This is a genomic window from Microbacterium sp. PAMC21962 (genome assembly GCF_019443465.1).
Taxonomy (GTDB): Bacteria; Actinomycetota; Actinomycetes; order Actinomycetales; family Microbacteriaceae; genus Microbacterium; species Microbacterium hominis.
On record NZ_CP080381.1, the window covers coordinates 871,084 to 886,949 of the forward strand.

The 15,866-nt window shown below is 67.8% G+C and carries 29 protein-coding genes; 1 reads left to right on the top strand and 28 read right to left on the bottom strand.

The window, feature by feature from the left end; translation table 11 throughout:
* Positions 1–65: 65 nt before the first annotated feature.
* The 28 genes from KY498_RS04295 to KY498_RS04425 all read right to left on the bottom strand — a co-directional run bounded on the left by KY498_RS04295 (position 66) and on the right by KY498_RS04425 (position 15,281).
* Positions 66–824 carry a hypothetical protein gene (locus tag KY498_RS04295; protein ID WP_219879516.1) on the bottom strand — a complete coding sequence of 253 codons (759 nt, stop codon included), beginning with the start codon at positions 822–824 and terminating at the stop codon, positions 66–68.
* A gap of 89 nt (positions 825–913) precedes the next feature.
* Entirely contained in the window at positions 914–2,716 is a 1,803-nt protein-coding gene (locus KY498_RS04300) for a DNA cytosine methyltransferase (RefSeq protein WP_219879517.1), read from the bottom strand.
* Positions 2,713–3,777, bottom strand: coding sequence for a helix-turn-helix domain-containing protein (locus KY498_RS04305; protein WP_219879518.1), 1,065 nt, complete (start codon positions 3,775–3,777; stop codon positions 2,713–2,715). Before KY498_RS04305 ends, KY498_RS04300 begins: the two co-directional genes overlap by 4 nt.
* Positions 3,777–3,950, bottom strand: coding sequence for a hypothetical protein (locus KY498_RS04310; protein ID WP_219879519.1), 174 nt, complete (start codon positions 3,948–3,950; stop codon positions 3,777–3,779). The genes KY498_RS04305 and KY498_RS04310 overlap by 1 nt, the downstream gene beginning before the upstream one ends.
* A complete protein-coding gene (locus KY498_RS04315; RefSeq protein ID WP_219879520.1) occupies positions 3,947–4,270 on the bottom strand; it encodes a hypothetical protein in 324 nt (107 codons plus the stop codon). The genes KY498_RS04310 and KY498_RS04315 overlap by 4 nt, the downstream gene beginning before the upstream one ends.
* Complete coding sequence (locus tag KY498_RS04320) at positions 4,267–4,665, bottom strand: hypothetical protein (protein WP_219879521.1); 399 nt, start codon at positions 4,663–4,665, stop codon at positions 4,267–4,269. Before KY498_RS04320 ends, KY498_RS04315 begins: the two co-directional genes overlap by 4 nt.
* Positions 4,665–4,988 (bottom strand): hypothetical protein, encoded by a 324-nt coding sequence (locus KY498_RS04325; protein WP_219879522.1) that lies wholly within the window; start codon positions 4,986–4,988, stop codon positions 4,665–4,667. Before KY498_RS04325 ends, KY498_RS04320 begins: the two co-directional genes overlap by 1 nt.
* Entirely contained in the window at positions 4,985–5,218 is a 234-nt protein-coding gene (locus KY498_RS04330; RefSeq protein ID WP_219879523.1) for a hypothetical protein, read from the bottom strand. Before KY498_RS04330 ends, KY498_RS04325 begins: the two co-directional genes overlap by 4 nt.
* Before the next feature lie 26 nt (positions 5,219–5,244).
* Positions 5,245–6,474 carry an AAA family ATPase gene (locus KY498_RS04335; protein ID WP_219879524.1) on the bottom strand — a complete coding sequence of 410 codons (1,230 nt, stop codon included), beginning with the start codon at positions 6,472–6,474 and terminating at the stop codon, positions 5,245–5,247.
* Between the two features lie 193 nt (positions 6,475–6,667).
* Positions 6,668–6,985: a hypothetical protein gene (locus tag KY498_RS04340; RefSeq protein ID WP_219879525.1), complete on the bottom strand. Its 318-nt coding sequence runs from the start codon at positions 6,983–6,985 to the stop codon at positions 6,668–6,670.
* A complete protein-coding gene (locus KY498_RS04345) occupies positions 6,982–7,806 on the bottom strand; it encodes a helix-turn-helix domain-containing protein (protein ID WP_219879526.1) in 825 nt (274 codons plus the stop codon). The genes KY498_RS04340 and KY498_RS04345 overlap by 4 nt, the downstream gene beginning before the upstream one ends.
* Complete coding sequence (locus tag KY498_RS04350; RefSeq protein ID WP_219879527.1) at positions 7,803–8,213, bottom strand: hypothetical protein; 411 nt, start codon at positions 8,211–8,213, stop codon at positions 7,803–7,805. The genes KY498_RS04345 and KY498_RS04350 overlap by 4 nt, the downstream gene beginning before the upstream one ends.
* Positions 8,210–8,554 carry a hypothetical protein gene (locus KY498_RS04355; protein WP_219879528.1) on the bottom strand — a complete coding sequence of 115 codons (345 nt, stop codon included), beginning with the start codon at positions 8,552–8,554 and terminating at the stop codon, positions 8,210–8,212. Before KY498_RS04355 ends, KY498_RS04350 begins: the two co-directional genes overlap by 4 nt.
* A 26-nt stretch (positions 8,555–8,580) precedes the next feature.
* Positions 8,581–9,042, bottom strand: coding sequence for a hypothetical protein (locus KY498_RS04360; protein WP_219879529.1), 462 nt, complete (start codon positions 9,040–9,042; stop codon positions 8,581–8,583).
* Between the two features lie 50 nt (positions 9,043–9,092).
* Entirely contained in the window at positions 9,093–9,425 is a 333-nt protein-coding gene (locus KY498_RS04365) for a hypothetical protein (protein WP_219879530.1), read from the bottom strand.
* On the bottom strand, positions 9,422–10,267 hold the full coding sequence (locus tag KY498_RS04370; protein WP_219879531.1) for a hypothetical protein: 846 nt from the start codon (positions 10,265–10,267) through the stop codon (positions 9,422–9,424). The genes KY498_RS04365 and KY498_RS04370 overlap by 4 nt, the downstream gene beginning before the upstream one ends.
* The gene (locus KY498_RS04375) at positions 10,267–11,151 is read right to left on the bottom strand and encodes a PD-(D/E)XK nuclease-like domain-containing protein (RefSeq protein WP_219879532.1); all 885 of its coding nucleotides are present in this window, start codon (positions 11,149–11,151) and stop codon (positions 10,267–10,269) included. Before KY498_RS04375 ends, KY498_RS04370 begins: the two co-directional genes overlap by 1 nt.
* Positions 11,151–11,399, bottom strand: a complete 249-nt coding sequence (locus KY498_RS04380) for a hypothetical protein (protein ID WP_219879533.1) — start codon at positions 11,397–11,399, stop codon at positions 11,151–11,153. Before KY498_RS04380 ends, KY498_RS04375 begins: the two co-directional genes overlap by 1 nt.
* Positions 11,396–12,004: a hypothetical protein gene (locus tag KY498_RS04385; protein ID WP_219879534.1), complete on the bottom strand. Its 609-nt coding sequence runs from the start codon at positions 12,002–12,004 to the stop codon at positions 11,396–11,398. The genes KY498_RS04380 and KY498_RS04385 overlap by 4 nt, the downstream gene beginning before the upstream one ends.
* Entirely contained in the window at positions 12,004–12,318 is a 315-nt protein-coding gene (locus KY498_RS04390; protein WP_219879535.1) for a hypothetical protein, read from the bottom strand. Before KY498_RS04390 ends, KY498_RS04385 begins: the two co-directional genes overlap by 1 nt.
* Before the next feature lie 7 nt (positions 12,319–12,325).
* Entirely contained in the window at positions 12,326–12,850 is a 525-nt protein-coding gene (locus tag KY498_RS04395) for a crossover junction endodeoxyribonuclease RuvC (RefSeq protein WP_219879536.1), read from the bottom strand.
* Positions 12,847–12,978, bottom strand: coding sequence for a hypothetical protein (locus KY498_RS16495; protein ID WP_258186438.1), 132 nt, complete (start codon positions 12,976–12,978; stop codon positions 12,847–12,849). Before KY498_RS16495 ends, KY498_RS04395 begins: the two co-directional genes overlap by 4 nt.
* The gene (locus KY498_RS04400; RefSeq protein WP_219879537.1) at positions 12,966–13,178 is read right to left on the bottom strand and encodes a hypothetical protein; all 213 of its coding nucleotides are present in this window, start codon (positions 13,176–13,178) and stop codon (positions 12,966–12,968) included. Before KY498_RS04400 ends, KY498_RS16495 begins: the two co-directional genes overlap by 13 nt.
* Entirely contained in the window at positions 13,175–13,684 is a 510-nt protein-coding gene (locus KY498_RS04405; protein ID WP_219879538.1) for a hypothetical protein, read from the bottom strand. The genes KY498_RS04400 and KY498_RS04405 overlap by 4 nt, the downstream gene beginning before the upstream one ends.
* Positions 13,681–14,103: a hypothetical protein gene (locus tag KY498_RS04410; protein WP_219879539.1), complete on the bottom strand. Its 423-nt coding sequence runs from the start codon at positions 14,101–14,103 to the stop codon at positions 13,681–13,683. Before KY498_RS04410 ends, KY498_RS04405 begins: the two co-directional genes overlap by 4 nt.
* Positions 14,100–14,609 (bottom strand): hypothetical protein, encoded by a 510-nt coding sequence (locus KY498_RS04415; protein WP_219879540.1) that lies wholly within the window; start codon positions 14,607–14,609, stop codon positions 14,100–14,102. Before KY498_RS04415 ends, KY498_RS04410 begins: the two co-directional genes overlap by 4 nt.
* A gap of 265 nt (positions 14,610–14,874) precedes the next feature.
* On the bottom strand, positions 14,875–15,021 hold the full coding sequence (locus KY498_RS04420) for a hypothetical protein (protein ID WP_219879541.1): 147 nt from the start codon (positions 15,019–15,021) through the stop codon (positions 14,875–14,877).
* Positions 15,018–15,281 (bottom strand): helix-turn-helix transcriptional regulator, encoded by a 264-nt coding sequence (locus KY498_RS04425; RefSeq protein WP_219879542.1) that lies wholly within the window; start codon positions 15,279–15,281, stop codon positions 15,018–15,020. Before KY498_RS04425 ends, KY498_RS04420 begins: the two co-directional genes overlap by 4 nt.
* A gap of 89 nt (positions 15,282–15,370) precedes the next feature.
* On the opposite strand from KY498_RS04425, the gene KY498_RS04430 reads away from it, so the two are divergent.
* Positions 15,371–15,856: a helix-turn-helix transcriptional regulator gene (locus tag KY498_RS04430; protein WP_219879543.1), complete on the top strand. Its 486-nt coding sequence runs from the start codon at positions 15,371–15,373 to the stop codon at positions 15,854–15,856.
* The last annotated feature ends 10 nt before the right edge of the window (positions 15,857–15,866 follow it).

Below are 15,866 nucleotides of genomic sequence, written 5' to 3' on the forward strand. Positions count from 1 at the left end.
CCATGCCGAGACGATCCACGCGAGGAGTTCCCTTTGCGGGGCCGTCGTCGAACAACGTCGGTCAGTCATCGCTCCTCCCATCCGTGTGGTTGGGTGTCTGGGTCATCTCGGGTTCCTCCTTCGGTTGGATGCCCGCAGGGGCATTCGCAGTGCACGCTGATGCACTGGTCGTGGTTCAGCAGTTCGCACTCGGGTGACAGGACCGCGTGGGCGGCTGTGTGCGGCTTGCTGACGGGCGTGGGGGCTTCGGTGTAGGTCTCTGCACAGTTGCGGCATTTCCCGGCCTTGACGGGCTTCGCGCCGCCGTTGGGGTTGTCGATCCAGGTGACGACGACGGCGAGGGCTCCGCAGGTCGCGCAGCGGGCGCGGGGTCGGCGCGGGTTCGGGTGCACCCCGTACCGGCCCTGCATGTGCCGGATCTCGGTGAACAGGTCATCCATCGCCGGGGTGAGTTCGGTGATCGGTTGGATGAGGTGCCACCGGTCGATCAACCATCCGGCGGTCGTCATCGCGATCGCGCGGGCGGTGAGGGGGTCCGGGTTGACGCGGTGCGTCCACGTGGGGGGAAGGTCCGGTGCGTACGGGGCGGCGATGTTCACGTTCAGCCAGGCCGTCACCGCACGGGTGTACTCGATGACCTCCCACCACAGGTAGCCGGCGTCCCGAGCAGCACCACCCGCACCCGTCCCCCGCCCCTGACTGGACTGGTCGAAGGCAGCCAGAAACGCGGTCATGTTGTCGACCGGTCCCCCACCAGACACCAGCACCTTGTCCGTCACCGACGCGCGGATACTCGGAACCGTGGACGTGACGATCGCATCCATCACCGGAACCAGAAGATCCAGGTGGTGTTCGAAGAGTCGACGCTCACGCAGCGACGCGGCTTCCGGGTCGATCGCATTCAGAGGGACGCTCATGCTGCCACCTCCAGGAGAAACTCGGCGACCGCGTGGCCGAGGTCGCGCGCGGCCGGCGGCGTGACCGCGTTGCCTGCCTGCTTGACCTTGTCGCGCTTCGTGCCGAGCAGGAGATAGTCGGCGGCGAAGCCCATGCCGAGCTGGATCTCGTGGGGTTCGAGCATCCGGAAGCCGGCGTCGTCGACGTCGAGGCTGATCGGCGCTCCCGGCTCGAGGAGTGACTGGTGACCGCCCGTCGTGAGGGTGCGCATCGGCTCGTGCACGGGGGTGGACATCTCCGCGCCGCCGAGGTTGTTCCGCATGAGAAGCGCGTGGTGGTTGCCCTCGGCGCTCACCGTGTCGATCGGCTGATCGGTCGGCTTCGCGACCCCGTGGTTGCGCAACGGCACCACGAGCGCGGCGCTGTCGACGGTCGTCACGGTGCCCATCGGCTCCGACGTCGGACGAGCGACACCGTTCGAGTAGTACGGCACCAGCAGGCCCGTCTCGTTCCGCGTCGACTGCGTCCGCAGCGGGTCGCCGCTCGACTGCGCGGTCTTCCCCTCCCGGCCCTCGACCGGGATCAGCAGCGAGGCATGCGTGCCGCCGGCGACGATCGACGGCAGCACCTCGGAGACCGGCTTCGAGCGGGAGTCGTCCGCGCCCGAGACGAGGTTCACGACGAGCGCGTGATTCGCGCCGTCGGCGACGACCGTGTTGAGCGGGTCGCTCACGGGCGTGTTGCGGTCCCGCTCGCGGAACTGCGACAGGAACGGAGGGACCGCGACGCCGTGCTCCGACGTGCCGAGCTGCACCGGGAGCGGCGACCGCACGTCCGACACCCGCAGGTAGCCGGACCCGGTCGTGACGCCGTCGTACGTGTTCCCCGCGGCCTTCACGACCAGCGGCGACCAGTACCGTTCGATGCCACGGCGGATGCGCTCCCGCGTCTTCTCCGCGAGCGGCTTCTCCCGGTCGCCGATGCGCTGCGCGGGGATCGACCAGTCGATGATCGACGACGCCGGCAGCCAGCCCGGCTCCACGACCTGCCAGCACTCCGGGCACCGGTACAGGTACTGCGCGCGGTAGCGGCCCCACTGCTCGGCCTTCTTGAACGCCTGCGCGGCCTTGATCTGGCCATGCTCGGGGCAGAACGCGAGGGGGCGGGTCCACTTCGCGACGTCGGGCCCGGCCTTCCGCTTCGAGGCGAGGTCGGAGCGCCACATCACGATGTACATGCGGTCGCGGGACTGCGGCGCGGGCAGCCCGCCGACCTGCGCGTGCATGCTGTTCAGCCACACGAACCGCATCCGGTAGCCGAGAGCCTCCATCGCCATCTGCCAGGCGGGGAACTGGTCCCACCGGTACGCGTCGACGACGTTCTCCAGGATGATCGCCATGTACCGGTGGTGCTCGGCGAAGCGGGGGATGTCCCACATCGTCGCGCGGGACCGGTTCGCGGCCTCGTCGGGCAGCGGGCGGGTGCCGTCGAGCTCGAAGAGAGCCTGATCCTGCATCCGCTGACGCTTCACGCCCTTCGCGATCGAATGGTTCGTGCACTCCGGGGAGCCCCACAGCACGTGGGTGCGGGGGAAGTAGCGGGGGTCGACCTGGGAGATGTCGGCCTGCGCGTGATCGGTGTCGGGGTGGTTCGCCTGGTGCGACTGGATCGCCAGCGGCCAGTGGTTCGCCGCGATGACGACCTTGTAGCCCGCCTCCACGAGGCCCGACGAAGATCCGCCCGCGCCGCAGAACAGGTCCGTGACGGTCAGGCCATTCCACGGCACCGAGGGGCGCTGGTATCCGATCGGCGCCGTCATGATGCGAACCGCTTCCACCACGGCTCGGGACGAGCGGCGAGCTCGGCGGTGAGCTGCGCGATCCGCTCGTACGCCTCCGCGAGCGCTGTATCCATCGCTGCGAGCAGTTCCGCGTCGTCGCGGCGTTCCTGCTCGGCGAGGATCACCTGACGTGCCATCGACCGGAGCAGCGCGGACTGCGCGCGGCGACGGCGGGACTCCTCCCCCCACTTCTGCAGGACGAACTCGAGCGACGCCTCCGTGCGGAGCAGATCGTCGACGACGGGCCCGTACGACTCCTCGGCCGCTTCCCACCCCTCGTTGAAGAGTTCCGCGCGGGTCTCCATGTCGGGTGCGACGGCGCCGTGGACGATCGCGACCTGGATCGCTTCAGCGACACCGGCCAGTTCGTGCGCGGCGGGCTCCTTGAGCGCGGCCGGCTGCTCGACGGGCTTCATCGGCTCGAGCTTCCGAGGCGGCGTGAGCTTCGCGCCGTCATCGGCTCGAGCTTCCGAGGCGGCGTGAGCGGCGTCGTACGCGGCGATCGTCGCGCGCGGCATCCGCCCGGTGACCGTGTGGGGCACACCGTTGTCTTTCGCCCACTGGCGGATCTCCGCGAGTTCCGCCTTCGTCCGCCCGGATGCTGTCGGTGCGATCTTCGGTCCCCGCTTCGGCTTCCGGATCGGTGCCGCCTCGGTCTGGGTCTTCGTGGGTGTTTCCATGGTCGTCTCCTCCCGTGTGGCGGTCCTGGCCGCTCGCTTCTGCGCGTGCGAGCGAACGCCCGTCACCGCCTGTCGTGAGACCCCGAGCTGGTCGGCGATCTCTGCGTCGCTCATACCGGTGGCAACGAGCGCGAGGATCTGCGCTTTCGCTTCGTCGGGGAGCTTGTCGCCCTGCCGCAGCTTCGAGATCGCGGCGGGGATGGTGGGCTGCGTGCTGCCGAGGAGCATCCCGAGAATCTGGTCCCGTTCGTCACCCTTGAACCGAGAGCTGACACCGGCGCGGACGGTTGCCGCGTCCTCGGCGCGGATGGATGCGTCGGACCACATCCACGCCGGTTCGCTGACCTTCAGATCACCCATCAGTTCACACCCTCATCGGCGCTGCGCGCGGCCTTGCAGTCGGAGCCGGTCACGGACAGCCACGACTTCGACACGGGCACCTTGGAACGCCCGCAGTACGACTTCCCGAGCGTCCCCCGGGTGGCGGTGCCGGGAGCGCACACCCGGTCCTTCGCGGCCGTGGAGACGCTCACAGGGTCACCGTCCGGAACACCTCGTCATAGTCGAGCCCGTTCAGCGACGCTAGGCAGCTCTTGCAGAAGGTCCGGTTCCTCGCGGTGTCGAGGATGAACGATGCGCGGACCCGGTGACGGGTCAGGTGCTCACCGCACATGGGGAACGCTGCGCCGCAGCAGATCATGATGATCTGCCAGCGCGCTTCGTTCGTGCAGGACGGTGCGCTGCACGGGACGATGTCGTCGAGGTGCGCCTCCATGACGGCGATCACGTCTTCGTCGTGGATCCCGAACCGGGTGACCTCCTGCTGCTCAGCCGGAGACAGGACCGCGCTCATGGCTGACCATCCCCTTCTGCCTCGACCGGCTCATGGGCGACCCACGAATCGAGCGGGGGAAGGTCTTGGCCGGAGGAGTGAAATCCATGACCGTCGGGGTAGACATAGGCACGCAAGCCACACGCGCGACACACGATCTCGCGAGTCGCATCGCGCGAATCGACATCAAACCCGTGCTGCACGGCCCTGTCGCGTCGCTGGACGCCCGAAACCATCGCTGCCGCATCCGCGTCATCCGCGGCCCGGCGAAGCTGCTCAGCGAGCGCACGCGCCGTCCCCGGGGTCATGTGCGTCCGATGCCCGTCCGGGGTGGGGAAGGTGAGGAGTTCGACCATCCCGTCATCGGTCCAATCGGCCTCAGCGATCGGGACCGTCTTCGTCTCGTGGAGGATCATCAGTCGCTCACCCGCTTGTACTTCGCGCGCAGCGTGTTCTCCTGCACCTTCACGTGACGTCCGGTGGCATGCGGCACCCGCGGGTTCGTGATCGTGCGGATCCGGTAGATCGTTTCCTGCTCTCGAACCCACCGGAGAAGATCAGCCTTCGCCTCGCCCCAGCAGGTCACATCAGGGCCAGCCTCGATGCGAGCCAGCCGCTGCCGGCCACGATCGCGGATCCCCAGTGCCTCCACGACTTCGACGATGCGTCCAGCGTCCCGCCGGTCCCGCGTCTCGAACCGGTCACCGACCTGAATCGGGCGGTGCTCCTTCTTGCTCACGATGCGTCTCCGTTCTTGATCCCGAGTCCCTCACGGGCCACCTGCCGCAGCGCGTTGCGGACCTTCGCGCGCGCCGCCGTAGACGCGACCGGGGACTGTTCGCCCTTCGCGTCGTGCTCCAACGCCGACCCACCCAGCGCGAGCGCCGCCAGCACATTCGCCGTGCGCAACTCCGCGGTCAGATCGTCGATCGCATCCACCTGCGTGCGACGCTTCGTCTCAGTACCCATCCGTCTCATCCCTTCTTCCTGTCCGCTCACCACGCGGACACCTCCCACGGCCACGACTGACCGCGAACGAACTTGTGCGGGAACGCCCGCTCATCCCGATCCCCCCGCCACCGGACCAGCGAGTACCGGCGAACCCCGCCGACACGCTCGTTGTCCTCCGCGAGCCCCATCCCGAACTCCGGCCACCCCAGCAACGCCGACGAACCCCGCGGCCGCAGATTGCGGACACCCTGACGAGACGTCTCATGGCCGGCGTGGGCCTCGATGAGCATCGCCACCCCACGCTCACGGATGCTGTCCAACGCGTTCAGCACCGGTGCGGCGTCGTCGTCGTCCTTGATCGACCCCGGCGCCAACCGGTACAGGGGGCCGATCAGAACCAGGTCCGGTGCTGCGTGATCCATGCGACGGTGAATCCCGCCCAACGTCGCCGGGTCCGTGATGTCCGACTTCGACAGGAACTCGAGCGCGACGTGATCCTGCGGGTCGCGGGAGCCGTTGATCGCTGCGAGGCTCGCCATCCGCCGCACTGCCCGCCGCCACTGCCGCTCGCTGTTCTCCGCATCCACCACGAGCACCCGGATCGGGTCGATGCGGGACTGGGTGAACGGGTGCAACCCCGCCGCCGGCATCACCGCGATCTGACGCAGCAGCGTCGACTTCCCGGCGCCTTCCCCTCCCGTGAGGACGAGACGGTCGTTGCGTTCGAGGACGTTCGGGACGACCCAGTCGTACACGTCCTCCTCCTCCGGAACCGCCAGCACATCCCGCAACGTCCGCGCCGGCGCATCCGTCGCGACATCCCGATCCCGGATCTCGGTGAGACGGGTCATCGCAGATGCGAGCGCCACACCCGGATCCTCCGCCTGCACCAGCGACTCACCGATCTGGCGGAGCTTCCGTGCGACGGAGCGTTCACGGATCCGGCGTGCGTGGTAGGCGACGTTCGTGCGAGTCGGGACCTCCCGGCACCACTCGTCCAGGTCCCGCAGGTCCAATCCGCGGACATCCCAGTCGGTCAGGTGGTCGAACACGGCCAGGTAGTCGATCGGCTCCTGCGCGGCGACCATGCCGATGATGCCCCGGTAGATCGCCGCGAGACGCAGATCGTCGAAGTCACCCGGAACCACCTCCGCCTGCACCGCACGGAGCACGGACGGGTCCGACATGATCGCGCCGAGGACGTGACGCTCCGCGAGCTGCGAAGGCGACATCGGAGCGGGCCCGGACGCGTAGGCGTCGTCGTACTCGCTCATGACACCGCTCCGCACATGCACGCACCCGACACGGAGATCTCCGTGAAGCACACCTGGCAGATCGGGCGTTGCAGGTCGAAACGCGCCGGCGGGCACACCACATGCACCCACCCCGCATCCGACGAGGTGATCTCCGTGCCGGACTTGATCTGCCCGTCACAGTCAGCGCAGCGGGAGTCGAACATCGCAACGGTCATGCCGTCACCGCCTTCCGTGTCTGAGAGATCCGGTCGCGCGCGTTCAGCGCGGCCTGATCCCGGTCGAGGGGGTTACCGAACTGGTCGGTCGGTTCCGGGTCCGCGTTGCGGATCCGCGCAACCCCGTCACGGACGTGCGCGGGGAGGAGGTAAGCGGTCGACTCCATCCGGTGAAGCCGCACAGCCTCCACAGCAGTCGCGAGGTCAAGGTCACCGACGAGCGCATGCCACTCGAGGACGGTCGCCTCGTCGACACGGCGGGAGTCGATCACCTGGATGATCGCGAGGAGCTCGGCGGTCTGCTGGATGTTCACGAGGCGATCCCCCGCCGCTGCGCATCGGCCTGCTGCTGCAGCCGGCGTCCCATGTCGATCACCGATGAGGCACGATGCGTGGGGCTCTGCTGCGCCTTCCGCTTCGCCTGCAGGACGAGGGTCGAGAACTTCTCCCGCAGCGTCGGCATCGACCGGATGTTCGCCGCCCAGAACTCGTCCGCGGTCGCCCACCGGATCATCCACTCGACCTGCTCGACCGTGTACCCGTCGAGGCGAATGAGACGGTCGCACGCGGCGTGCCACGTCTCCCCCACGACACCGACCTTGTGCCCGTTCGCTCTGACGTGGGAGGCGAGGAGATCGCAGAGTCGGATGATCTCGGAGGAGTACTTCGGGAGGTCGTCGCTTGCGACGTCCGACGTATATACGTCTTCTACGTCTATACGTCTATAAGAGGAGTCGATGGGGACTTTGTCACCGGTTCGCGTCTCCGGTGTCACCGGTTGGCGCACAGGTGTCACCGGTTCGGCTTCGGGCACTGGTGACAAGTTGTCACCGGTCCGTCGGGACGCCCACGGGACCACGACGGTGAACTCATTCGGCCGTCCGTTCTGTCCACGCTTCTGCTCGAGCAGTCCCGCAGCACGCAGCTTCGCGACGAGGCGAATGATCGTCCGCTTGTCGACCCGCACCTTCTTCGCGAGCGCCCCGTAGGTCATGTCGGACTCGTCGTCCAGGTACCGGCATCGCCCCTCATCGCCCGCAACATCGGCGAGCGCGAGCATCAGGATCAGCTCGTTGCCGGTGAGGGTCGCGCACTCGTCGCCGTGCCACACCCAGCTCGACACCTTGACGCTCATCGGTTCGGTCCTTCCACTTCGACTGCTCGACCGTGCTCGGTCAGCAGAAACCACCGGCCCGCGCGATCGCGGACCCTGACGTTCTGGGGCTGGTACTCCGCCGTCGTCGCGTTCCGGAGAATCGCGAGTCCCATCTCGTACGCCCACGACGGGTTACGGGTGACCTCGTCGTGGCAGTTCTTCACCGGGCCGGACTTCGCAGGACCGCCCGTTCCGCACAGCACGATCCCGTTCGAGTAGGTGTTCATCCCGGCGCCGCGGCCTTTGCGGTGATGGATGGACCATCCCCCGTCGAGCAGTGACCCGCGCAGCTGGAACGACAGCACGCGGCGGCAGTAGAAGCACCGCTGGCCTTCACGCTCGAAGAACAGGTGCCGCACCTGCTTCGTGGTGTACTCGGCGGTCATGACCTCTCGCCCCCCACGGCCTCGATCGCCCAGAACTGTCGCGCCTCGATTCCCGCGCGAGACGGGTGCGGGTCATGCACGAGACCCTCGGGCCCCCACACGACGATGTGCTCGACGCCGCGGGGCGACATTCCGATCGCGAGGCACTCCCGGTCGACCGCGTCGCGAGTGAGTGGCTTGATCCCTAGGCCGCGACCTTCGAGCCACATGCTGAACACCTGGAACCAGACGCCGGGTGCACCAAAGAGCACGAAGTGAGGCACAGCCTCGGTCGGCAGATCGAGCAGCGATGCGACGGCGGTGCGCATGCAGTCGCCGGGGATACCGCGGGGGTCGTTCACGAAGGTCGTCTGCGTGTGCGGAATCATCACGCACCGCCCTGCTGGTAGGTGATGTCGATGAGCTTCGCCATCGACTGCACCCGGCTCGTGTAATCCGAGAGGAGGTTCCCGATCCGGCGTGCGTACTCGAAAGCGGTCACCGCGACGTCGTACGCGTCCTGCTCCACCTCGACCGCGAGGACGATCCGTGCCGTCTGGTGCGCCGCAGGGAGATCCTTCAACGCGATTCGCGCCGTCGCTTTCGCGCGAGCCAGGGTGGTCGCCGCGGTCCGCTTCAACTCCTCCGCATGCGCGATCACCACCACCATCCGTGCCGCGTGATACGACACCCGGGTGAGCTCGTCGAGAGCCCAGTCCGGGGTGCGGATGGAACGGTCAGCGGGGTTCGTCTCCGCGACCTTCTGCGCCGCGTCCGTGTTCGCACGGATCGACTCGACATCGACGAGCGTCCCGTCCGGCCACGTCAGAACGTCCACCTCGGCGGTCACGAGACCCGACTCGCGGTATCCGCCGTCAGCTCTCTCATCCCCAAGCCCCATCACTCCCTCCCATCGGTCGAGTGACCCGCGGGAGTCTCTTCCGGATCGAACGCGCCGACCGCGGTCACCTCGACGTACGACCCCGCCGCATGCTCGTGCACGATCTCCGCCCCACCCGTGGTCCGTGCCCGCAGGTGCATCACCGCACCCCGCGACAGCTTCGACAGGACCACCAGCTCGTCACGCCCGAACCGGACCGTGTCGCCCGGCATGACCGCCTCCACCGCGATCCACCCCGGCACCGTCACCGGCGACATGTCCGTCCGGCGGTAGTCGACCCCGAGGATCGCGCGGTGCTCGTTGCGCACCATCGGCGCCTCAACCCCGCTCACGCGTCGGCCCCCGCGATCTCCGCCTCAACCTCGGCCTCACACGGCTCACAGATCGAACCCGGCTTCTCCACCGCCGGCTCACCACACCGATCACACGGGAACGCCTCCGTGGAACCCGACACGGGCGGCTGTGTGGGTTCGCTGGGCGCCAGTTCCGTCATCGCGGGGGTATCCACCGCTGCTCGCGCCTCCGAGGCCGCGCGCGACCGCGCAGCGACGGTCTGCAGCTGCCGAGGCGCGGTCCGCGTCGCAGCGGCCGGAGCGTCGAGATCCTGCAGCTCCTCCGACGAGTACGGGATACCGAGAAGCGCATCCGCAGCCACGAGCCGAGCGCACTCCGCCGTCGCACGAGCCACGAGCATCGCGCCCGGCTGCTTCCGCCAGTTGTCCTTCCCGGTGAGATTCATCGCCTGCGCACGCTGCATGTCCCACGTCGAACGTTGGATCACATCAGACCCGCGCCGACGACCCGCATACACACACCGCGTGGCGGTCGACTCCTCCAGCCACATCTCATGACCGGCGGACACGACGATCGCTCGGAGGGCGATCGCACGCATCGCAGGGGTCCCCTGGATGATGTCGATCGATCGCAGCGACTCCATCGGCCCGAGGCCGACACCCTGACCCGCGACGATCGCCGCGGCCGCCTCCTGCGGCTTGTTCGCGTACGACTGCGGCACGAACGACGTCGTCACCAGACGCGACGCGATCTCGTACGCGACCTGCAGGTCAGCGAGGAACGTCGTCATCGCACCCGACGCACCATCGAACCGCGCCGCGACCTCCTGCCGCGCCTGCTCCCGCACCGCGATCTCAGCGGTCACATCACCAGCGCTCATCAGTACACCTCCACTTCCGTCGTCTGCGCCCGATACCAACCGGGCGCCGGCAGATCCATCACCGGACCGCCGTCTTCGTCATCACCGGGCCACACGCCCTGCTCGGTGCACCACGCGAACAGGTCGATCGCGGCGCGCATCTTCTGTTCCCCACCAGCCGCCCACACCGGGTCAGCGAGGCGCACCACACGCACCTCATGAGGAAGGTCCTTCTCCGCGAAGATGAAGGTCATCGGCTCGACCTCATCGACCGCGACACCGAGAACCAGCGACAGCACGTACCGGTACGCGAACGCCTGCACGTCGTACCCGAAGTCGACGACCGACCGCTCGATCTTCCGCACCGACACATCCGTCGTGGACTTCACATCCACGGGCAGCAGGTCCGCCGTGAGCCGGTCGAACCGGCACCGCAGATCCACACCCGTCGCCGGGTCCGTCGCGAACAGCGACACCTCCGTGAACCCCGGCTTCTCCAGCAGCACACGCGCCTTCTCGTTCGCGAGGATCGCTTCCGCAGCCCTCGTGATCCGCGCGAACGTGTCCGGCTTCAACGGCACCTGTCCCGCCTGACGCGCCTCGTCGACGAAAGCCTTCGCTTCACGCGTGGAGATCGCACCGTTCGACGCGAGGATGCTCGCCGGGATCTCCACGATCGGAGCCCCCACGCCCAGGACGAGCGCGTGGACCGCGTGCCCCTCGTCGAACTCCGCCTTCGCCCGATGCAACGAACGACGCATCCGGTAGTACTTCGCCGAACGCAGCAGCTCCTTCATCCCCGTGGACGACAGCGACGGGTGCGCGTGGTACTCGTCTTCGCTCATGCCCTCGACGAACCGGCCGGACACGACCTCCGGTGCGACGAGCTCGGCCGGCCCGCCCATCAGACCAGCCGCCCGTTCTCGTCGATACGGTTCCGGAACGTCGGCGCACCGTACATGGGACGCAGCGGCGTCTTCACACCATCCGCACCCTTGATGGGTCGCATGTCGCCGATGATCGGACGGGACGCCAGTAGCCGCTCACGCAGCAGCGGGAACAAGTCCCGTGCCGACGGGCGCAGCTTCCCCTCGATCCGCTGACGCTCCACCGCGACCGGGCGCGGAGCCGCATAGTGCCGGACGCGCATCATGCCACCCCCTCGGCGACACCCAGCGATGCGCGCAGAGCGAGCACCCACGCGTTCTGCCCACGCACCCGAGCGACCTCGTCGGCGTAGCGTTCGGCGCGCATCGCGACCGTCTTCGCCAGCTCTTCGATCCGGGTCGCGCGGTACGCGTCCACGGGGAGGATCTCGAGCGGCGGAAGCGGAAACCTTGATGCGTCGAACCGCAGCGACTCCTCGAGCTGACTGATCATGAAGTCCTTCAGCCCCTCGTGCTCGTGCGTCGGCGGTTCCCATGCCCGCACCTGCTCGAGCATCGCCTCGTAGCGCCCCCCGATCGCCACCCGGCGCTCCTCTGCCTCACGACGCGACTGCACCGCCTCTGCGAACTCGGCGTCCTGTCTCGCCGCCCACTCCTCGTCGGTGATGTTCGCCGCCTCCTCCAGCGCGGCGATCGCTTCCTGCAGCTGCTGGACTTCGTAGTCCTTGACCTTCCGCAGAGCGATCTCCGCGTCGAGCGAATCGTCGCGCTGCATGATCGCCGCACCCATCGCGCGGGAGCATCGCAGCACGAACTGCTCGAACGTGATCGGTGTGCCCTCGTACAGGGGCTGCGTGTACCCGGTAGGCATCAGTCGTCCTCCCCGTCGATCCCGGGGAGCGTGTTCGCGCCCGTGCGCTTCTTGTACGCCGAGTCGCGCAACGCGATCGCCTTCTTGATGTCCGCGTCGACGTGCAACGGCTCGATGTGCTTGATCGCGACGACCGGCCACACCTCCCCCGCGTGACGCTTCTCCATCACCTCATCGACCGTGAGGGTCACGATCGCGATGATCTGATCCCCCTCCGGACGCTCGATCAGGTCCTCCTCGATACCGAGCAGCCCGTTCGACTGCTCCCCCGGCATCCCCCGCTTCAGAGCGGTCGGCTTGATCCCTTCGGACATGGGTTCCTCATCCCTTCATCAGTGCCTTCGGCATGTGCGCCGCAGGCAGGTCAATCACCGGTGTCCCGGCGAGAATCGATGCGCCGACCGCGATCCACACCGCATCGGCCTCGTCATTTCCGTTCACGTCCGCCTGAGGCAGGCGACGCTCCGTCGCGAGCAGCACGGCATCCTTGTCCGCGTTGCCCCTCCCCGTGGCGAGCTGCTTCACCTGGTTCGTGGTGACGACCAGCGGCTCCGCATGGTTCACCTTCGTGAGGAACTCGACCGTCCGATGCCACGCGTAATGCAGGCGGTCGACGGACGAGCCGCGGCCGGCGAACGCGAGCCCCTCGATCCCGATGACGTCGCCGAGGTGCAGGTCGAGGGTCGCGACGATGTCGAAGCTCAGATCCTGGATCCGCTCGTAGTACGCCGACAGACCCGCCCCAGCGGGCTTCGACTTCACCGTGAACGTCTGCCAGTGGCCACCGTCGACGATCGCGATACCGCACGACGTCGTCGAGTAGTCGATGCCGATGAACCGGGTCACGACTGCTCACCACCATCAGCGGGACGGATCTCGCCCTTCAGGATCCGCTGATACTTCTCCGCTTCCTCCTGCGAGGTCACCCGCACGACGGCTTCACCGCGACGGGAATGGACGATCAGATCGGCCACGACAGCACCACCCATCCGAGGACGGCCAGCACGAGCACGCTCACACCGGTCACCGTCGCAACCGCACGCACCGCGCGGTCAGCAGCCGGCACACGCACCAGCGCCACCACAGGGCCCGACACGGCACGACGAGCAGGGAACGGAGCGAACGGTGCGGGCGGCTGCTCGGACGGCGCCACGGCCACCGCGCGGGCGCTCACGACGCCACCTCCGGCCAGATACGACGCCCGCTGGTGATCGTCGTGAGATCGACCTGTCCTCCGTCGGTCCACGTCCACGTCGCACAGTCGTCGAGGACCGCCGCGTGAGAGAGTTCCGGCGCATCGCGGAGAGTGAAGACCCACACCTCGCCCGGCTTCGCTTCGTCCCACGGCTTCGGGTCCGGGTGAGCCAGGAAGTATGCTCTCGCCGCATCACCATGACCGGAGTTGGTGTGTTCGATTCGGGAGAAGGTCCCGCTGGTGCCGTTCTTCTCCTCGACGACCGCCACGAGACCAGTGACTAACGGGTACACGACGTAGTCGGGGTCCTCGCGCCAACGCCACCGTCCGAGGCGGTCGTCGTTCTCCTTCTGGAAAAACTCACGCAACGCCATGACATCGTTCGGCGGCAGGAAGTAGCCATCGACGATGACGCCCTTGCCCCTATCTGTACCCGTGGCCTGTTCGTGGATCGTCACACCGTTGGATGCGGTGAACTCGCTCACGACGCACCGCCCTTCAAGCGCGCCAGGTCAGCCCTCAACCGGCCGATGATCCGCTCCAGCTCAACCACCCGAGCCACGTTCGAATCCGCCAGCACCGACCGCTGAGCACGCACGACCGACGGGTGCATCACCCCACCAACCGCCGCACGATCAGCAACAACCGACTGAGTACGCCGCGCGTACTCCCGCTCCGCCTGCGCCAACTGCGCACGCCACGCCGGCGCCTTCCGCGCGTTACGCTCACGCCACGCCGCCTCCTGCCGGTCGTGCCGCTCCTGACGAGCATCGAGCCCCCGCTGCGTCTTCGCCTTCGCGAGCTCGTAGTGCTTCGCGCACAGGCTCAGAGCCTCCGCCTGCGCACCGCAGACGTGCCCGCCCGATGCCGTGCCGATCCACTGCCGGCAGATCCCGGCAGTCACGACGTCACCGCCGAGCGGATCGAACCGGTCACGAACAGCTGCGGCGCCGAGCCGTGCGGATGTACGACGAACACGCGATCCTGGTCGGGCGTGTTCTCGCGGTCGCGGATGAACGGCTCGGGATCCTGATCACGAGCAGCCGTGAACGTCACGTCCCGGCTGACACGCTCGCCGCGCAGGATGCCGGTGACAGCGCCCACGTACTGCTGGCCCTTGATGAGGCCGACCACGCTGGCATCCGCCGCCGTGAAGTCCAGGCCACGCTCACGCGCATCCAGATCCGCCTTCACGATCCCGCGAAGCCAATCCAGACCCCACGGCTTCCGAGCCACCGCCTCGAACGCAGCCACATACTCCGGCCACCCCGCGCGCAACTTCTCGAAGTTCTCCGTGTCCGCCGCCGACGCGAGCATCAGCAGCCGCTGCAGGAAATGCCCGGGCTGCTGCCCAAGGTTCGAATCCCCGAAGTGATACAGCACATGCCGCGCCACCTCGAGAGTGATCACCGGGCGAGCCTCCATCGCCACACCAGTCATCGGTCCCATCCCTCCTGTTCAGACCCGTCGAGACCCCGGCTGGGTACGCCCTGGGGAAGGCTCTCCGGAGCCTCGACGGGAGCGTGAGAACGCCGCACAACGCACACCGTGAGGAGCGCGAACGGCGCAAGAATGCAGATCAGGTCTGCGGAGTTGACCCCGGGAGCCGCAGCAGCCGGCGCCGACAGAGCAGCGATCACGATGACCGCGGCCGCAGCCAGGACACGACGCGCGCTCACGCGGCACGCTCCGGCGCTGAGGTCAGCTCGGCGATCGCCTTCTCGGTCTCGATGCGGAGCTTCGCCTCGAGGTAGACCGTGGCCGCACCTTCGATCGCCTCCTCGCGAGTCGGGATGCGGTCACCCCAGGGACCGTTTCTCATGACGCGACCGCCTCGGCGCGCTCATCCTCGACCGCCGGCACGACCTCGGTGACCTCACCGAAGGCGAGGCCGAACGCCTGCATGATGCCGAGGATCGTGCGGAGCGAAGGCTCCTCTCCCCCGTTCAGGCGGGCCAGCGTGGCGCGGGTGATGCCGATGGTGCGGGCGAACGCCTCATCGCTGCGGATGCCGGCGTTCTGCTTCAGCCGGGTCAGCAGACCGGGACGGATTCTCACCGTCGTACCAAGTGGTTCAGTCATGGAACGATGGAAACATGAACGAGACATGACGTCAAGGTGCATGCACCAATTGGTTTGACACTGAGACGGTTATGTCTCATGCTTGGGACATGCCCACCCCCTACGAATGGCTCAAGGCCATCGGAGCGACCGAGTCCCTCCGAGACATCGCAGCCCGCTCTGGACTGAGCCACGCAACGCTCAGCCGCCAGATCGCCTCGGGTCGGTTCCTCATGGACACCGCGATCGAGCTCGCGCGCGCCTACGGCGTTTCGCCCGTTGCCGCGCTCGTCAGCAACGGGCACATCACGCCCGAGGAAGCCGGCTTCAGCGGCGTCGAGGTCGCACTGCAGTCAGCGACCGACGAAGAACTCATCGTGGAGGTTGGCCGTCGCCTCGGCATCGCCGGGGCATCCACGCTCTTCGACGCGCCCGTGAGCGACGCCGTACGCACGGCATCCAACATCGTCTCCGGGAAGTTCGGTGTCGGCGGGTCGAACGATGATGAGCCCGGGATCAAGCAGCCGCCCGCGAAGAAGCGCACCGCGGCACGCAAGGGCACCCGGAAGGCGGACACCGCGCCGCACGCCGACTAGTCCAGGAGGT

Bases quoted from the DNA above. Each gene is read 5' to 3' on its own strand.
- KY498_RS04295 (WP_219879516.1), bottom strand. From the start codon at position 824: ATGGATGCGATCGTCACGTCCACGGTTCCGAGTATCCGCGCGTCGGTG.
- KY498_RS04300 (WP_219879517.1), bottom strand. From the start codon at position 2,716: ATGACGGCGCCGATCGGATACCAGCGCCCCTCGGTGCCGTGGAATGGC.
- KY498_RS04305 (WP_219879518.1), bottom strand. From the start codon at position 3,777: ATGGGTGATCTGAAGGTCAGCGAACCGGCGTGGATGTGGTCCGACGCA.
- KY498_RS04315 (WP_219879520.1), bottom strand. From the start codon at position 4,270: ATGAGCGCGGTCCTGTCTCCGGCTGAGCAGCAGGAGGTCACCCGGTTC.
- KY498_RS04320 (WP_219879521.1), bottom strand. From the start codon at position 4,665: ATGATCCTCCACGAGACGAAGACGGTCCCGATCGCTGAGGCCGATTGG.
- KY498_RS04330 (WP_219879523.1), bottom strand. From the start codon at position 5,218: ATGGGTACTGAGACGAAGCGTCGCACGCAGGTGGATGCGATCGACGAT.
- KY498_RS04335 (WP_219879524.1), bottom strand. From the start codon at position 6,474: ATGAGCGAGTACGACGACGCCTACGCGTCCGGGCCCGCTCCGATGTCG.
- KY498_RS04345 (WP_219879526.1), bottom strand. From the start codon at position 7,806: ATGAGCGTCAAGGTGTCGAGCTGGGTGTGGCACGGCGACGAGTGCGCG.
- KY498_RS04350 (WP_219879527.1), bottom strand. From the start codon at position 8,213: ATGACCGCCGAGTACACCACGAAGCAGGTGCGGCACCTGTTCTTCGAG.
- KY498_RS04370 (WP_219879531.1), bottom strand. From the start codon at position 10,267: ATGAGCGCTGGTGATGTGACCGCTGAGATCGCGGTGCGGGAGCAGGCG.
- KY498_RS04375 (WP_219879532.1), bottom strand. From the start codon at position 11,151: ATGGGCGGGCCGGCCGAGCTCGTCGCACCGGAGGTCGTGTCCGGCCGG.
- KY498_RS04380 (WP_219879533.1), bottom strand. From the start codon at position 11,399: ATGATGCGCGTCCGGCACTATGCGGCTCCGCGCCCGGTCGCGGTGGAG.
- KY498_RS04385 (WP_219879534.1), bottom strand. From the start codon at position 12,004: ATGCCTACCGGGTACACGCAGCCCCTGTACGAGGGCACACCGATCACG.
- KY498_RS04390 (WP_219879535.1), bottom strand. From the start codon at position 12,318: ATGTCCGAAGGGATCAAGCCGACCGCTCTGAAGCGGGGGATGCCGGGG.
- KY498_RS04420 (WP_219879541.1), bottom strand. From the start codon at position 15,021: ATGAGAAACGGTCCCTGGGGTGACCGCATCCCGACTCGCGAGGAGGCG.
- KY498_RS04425 (WP_219879542.1), bottom strand. From the start codon at position 15,281: ATGACTGAACCACTTGGTACGACGGTGAGAATCCGTCCCGGTCTGCTG.
- KY498_RS04430 (WP_219879543.1), top strand. From the start codon at position 15,371: ATGCCCACCCCCTACGAATGGCTCAAGGCCATCGGAGCGACCGAGTCC.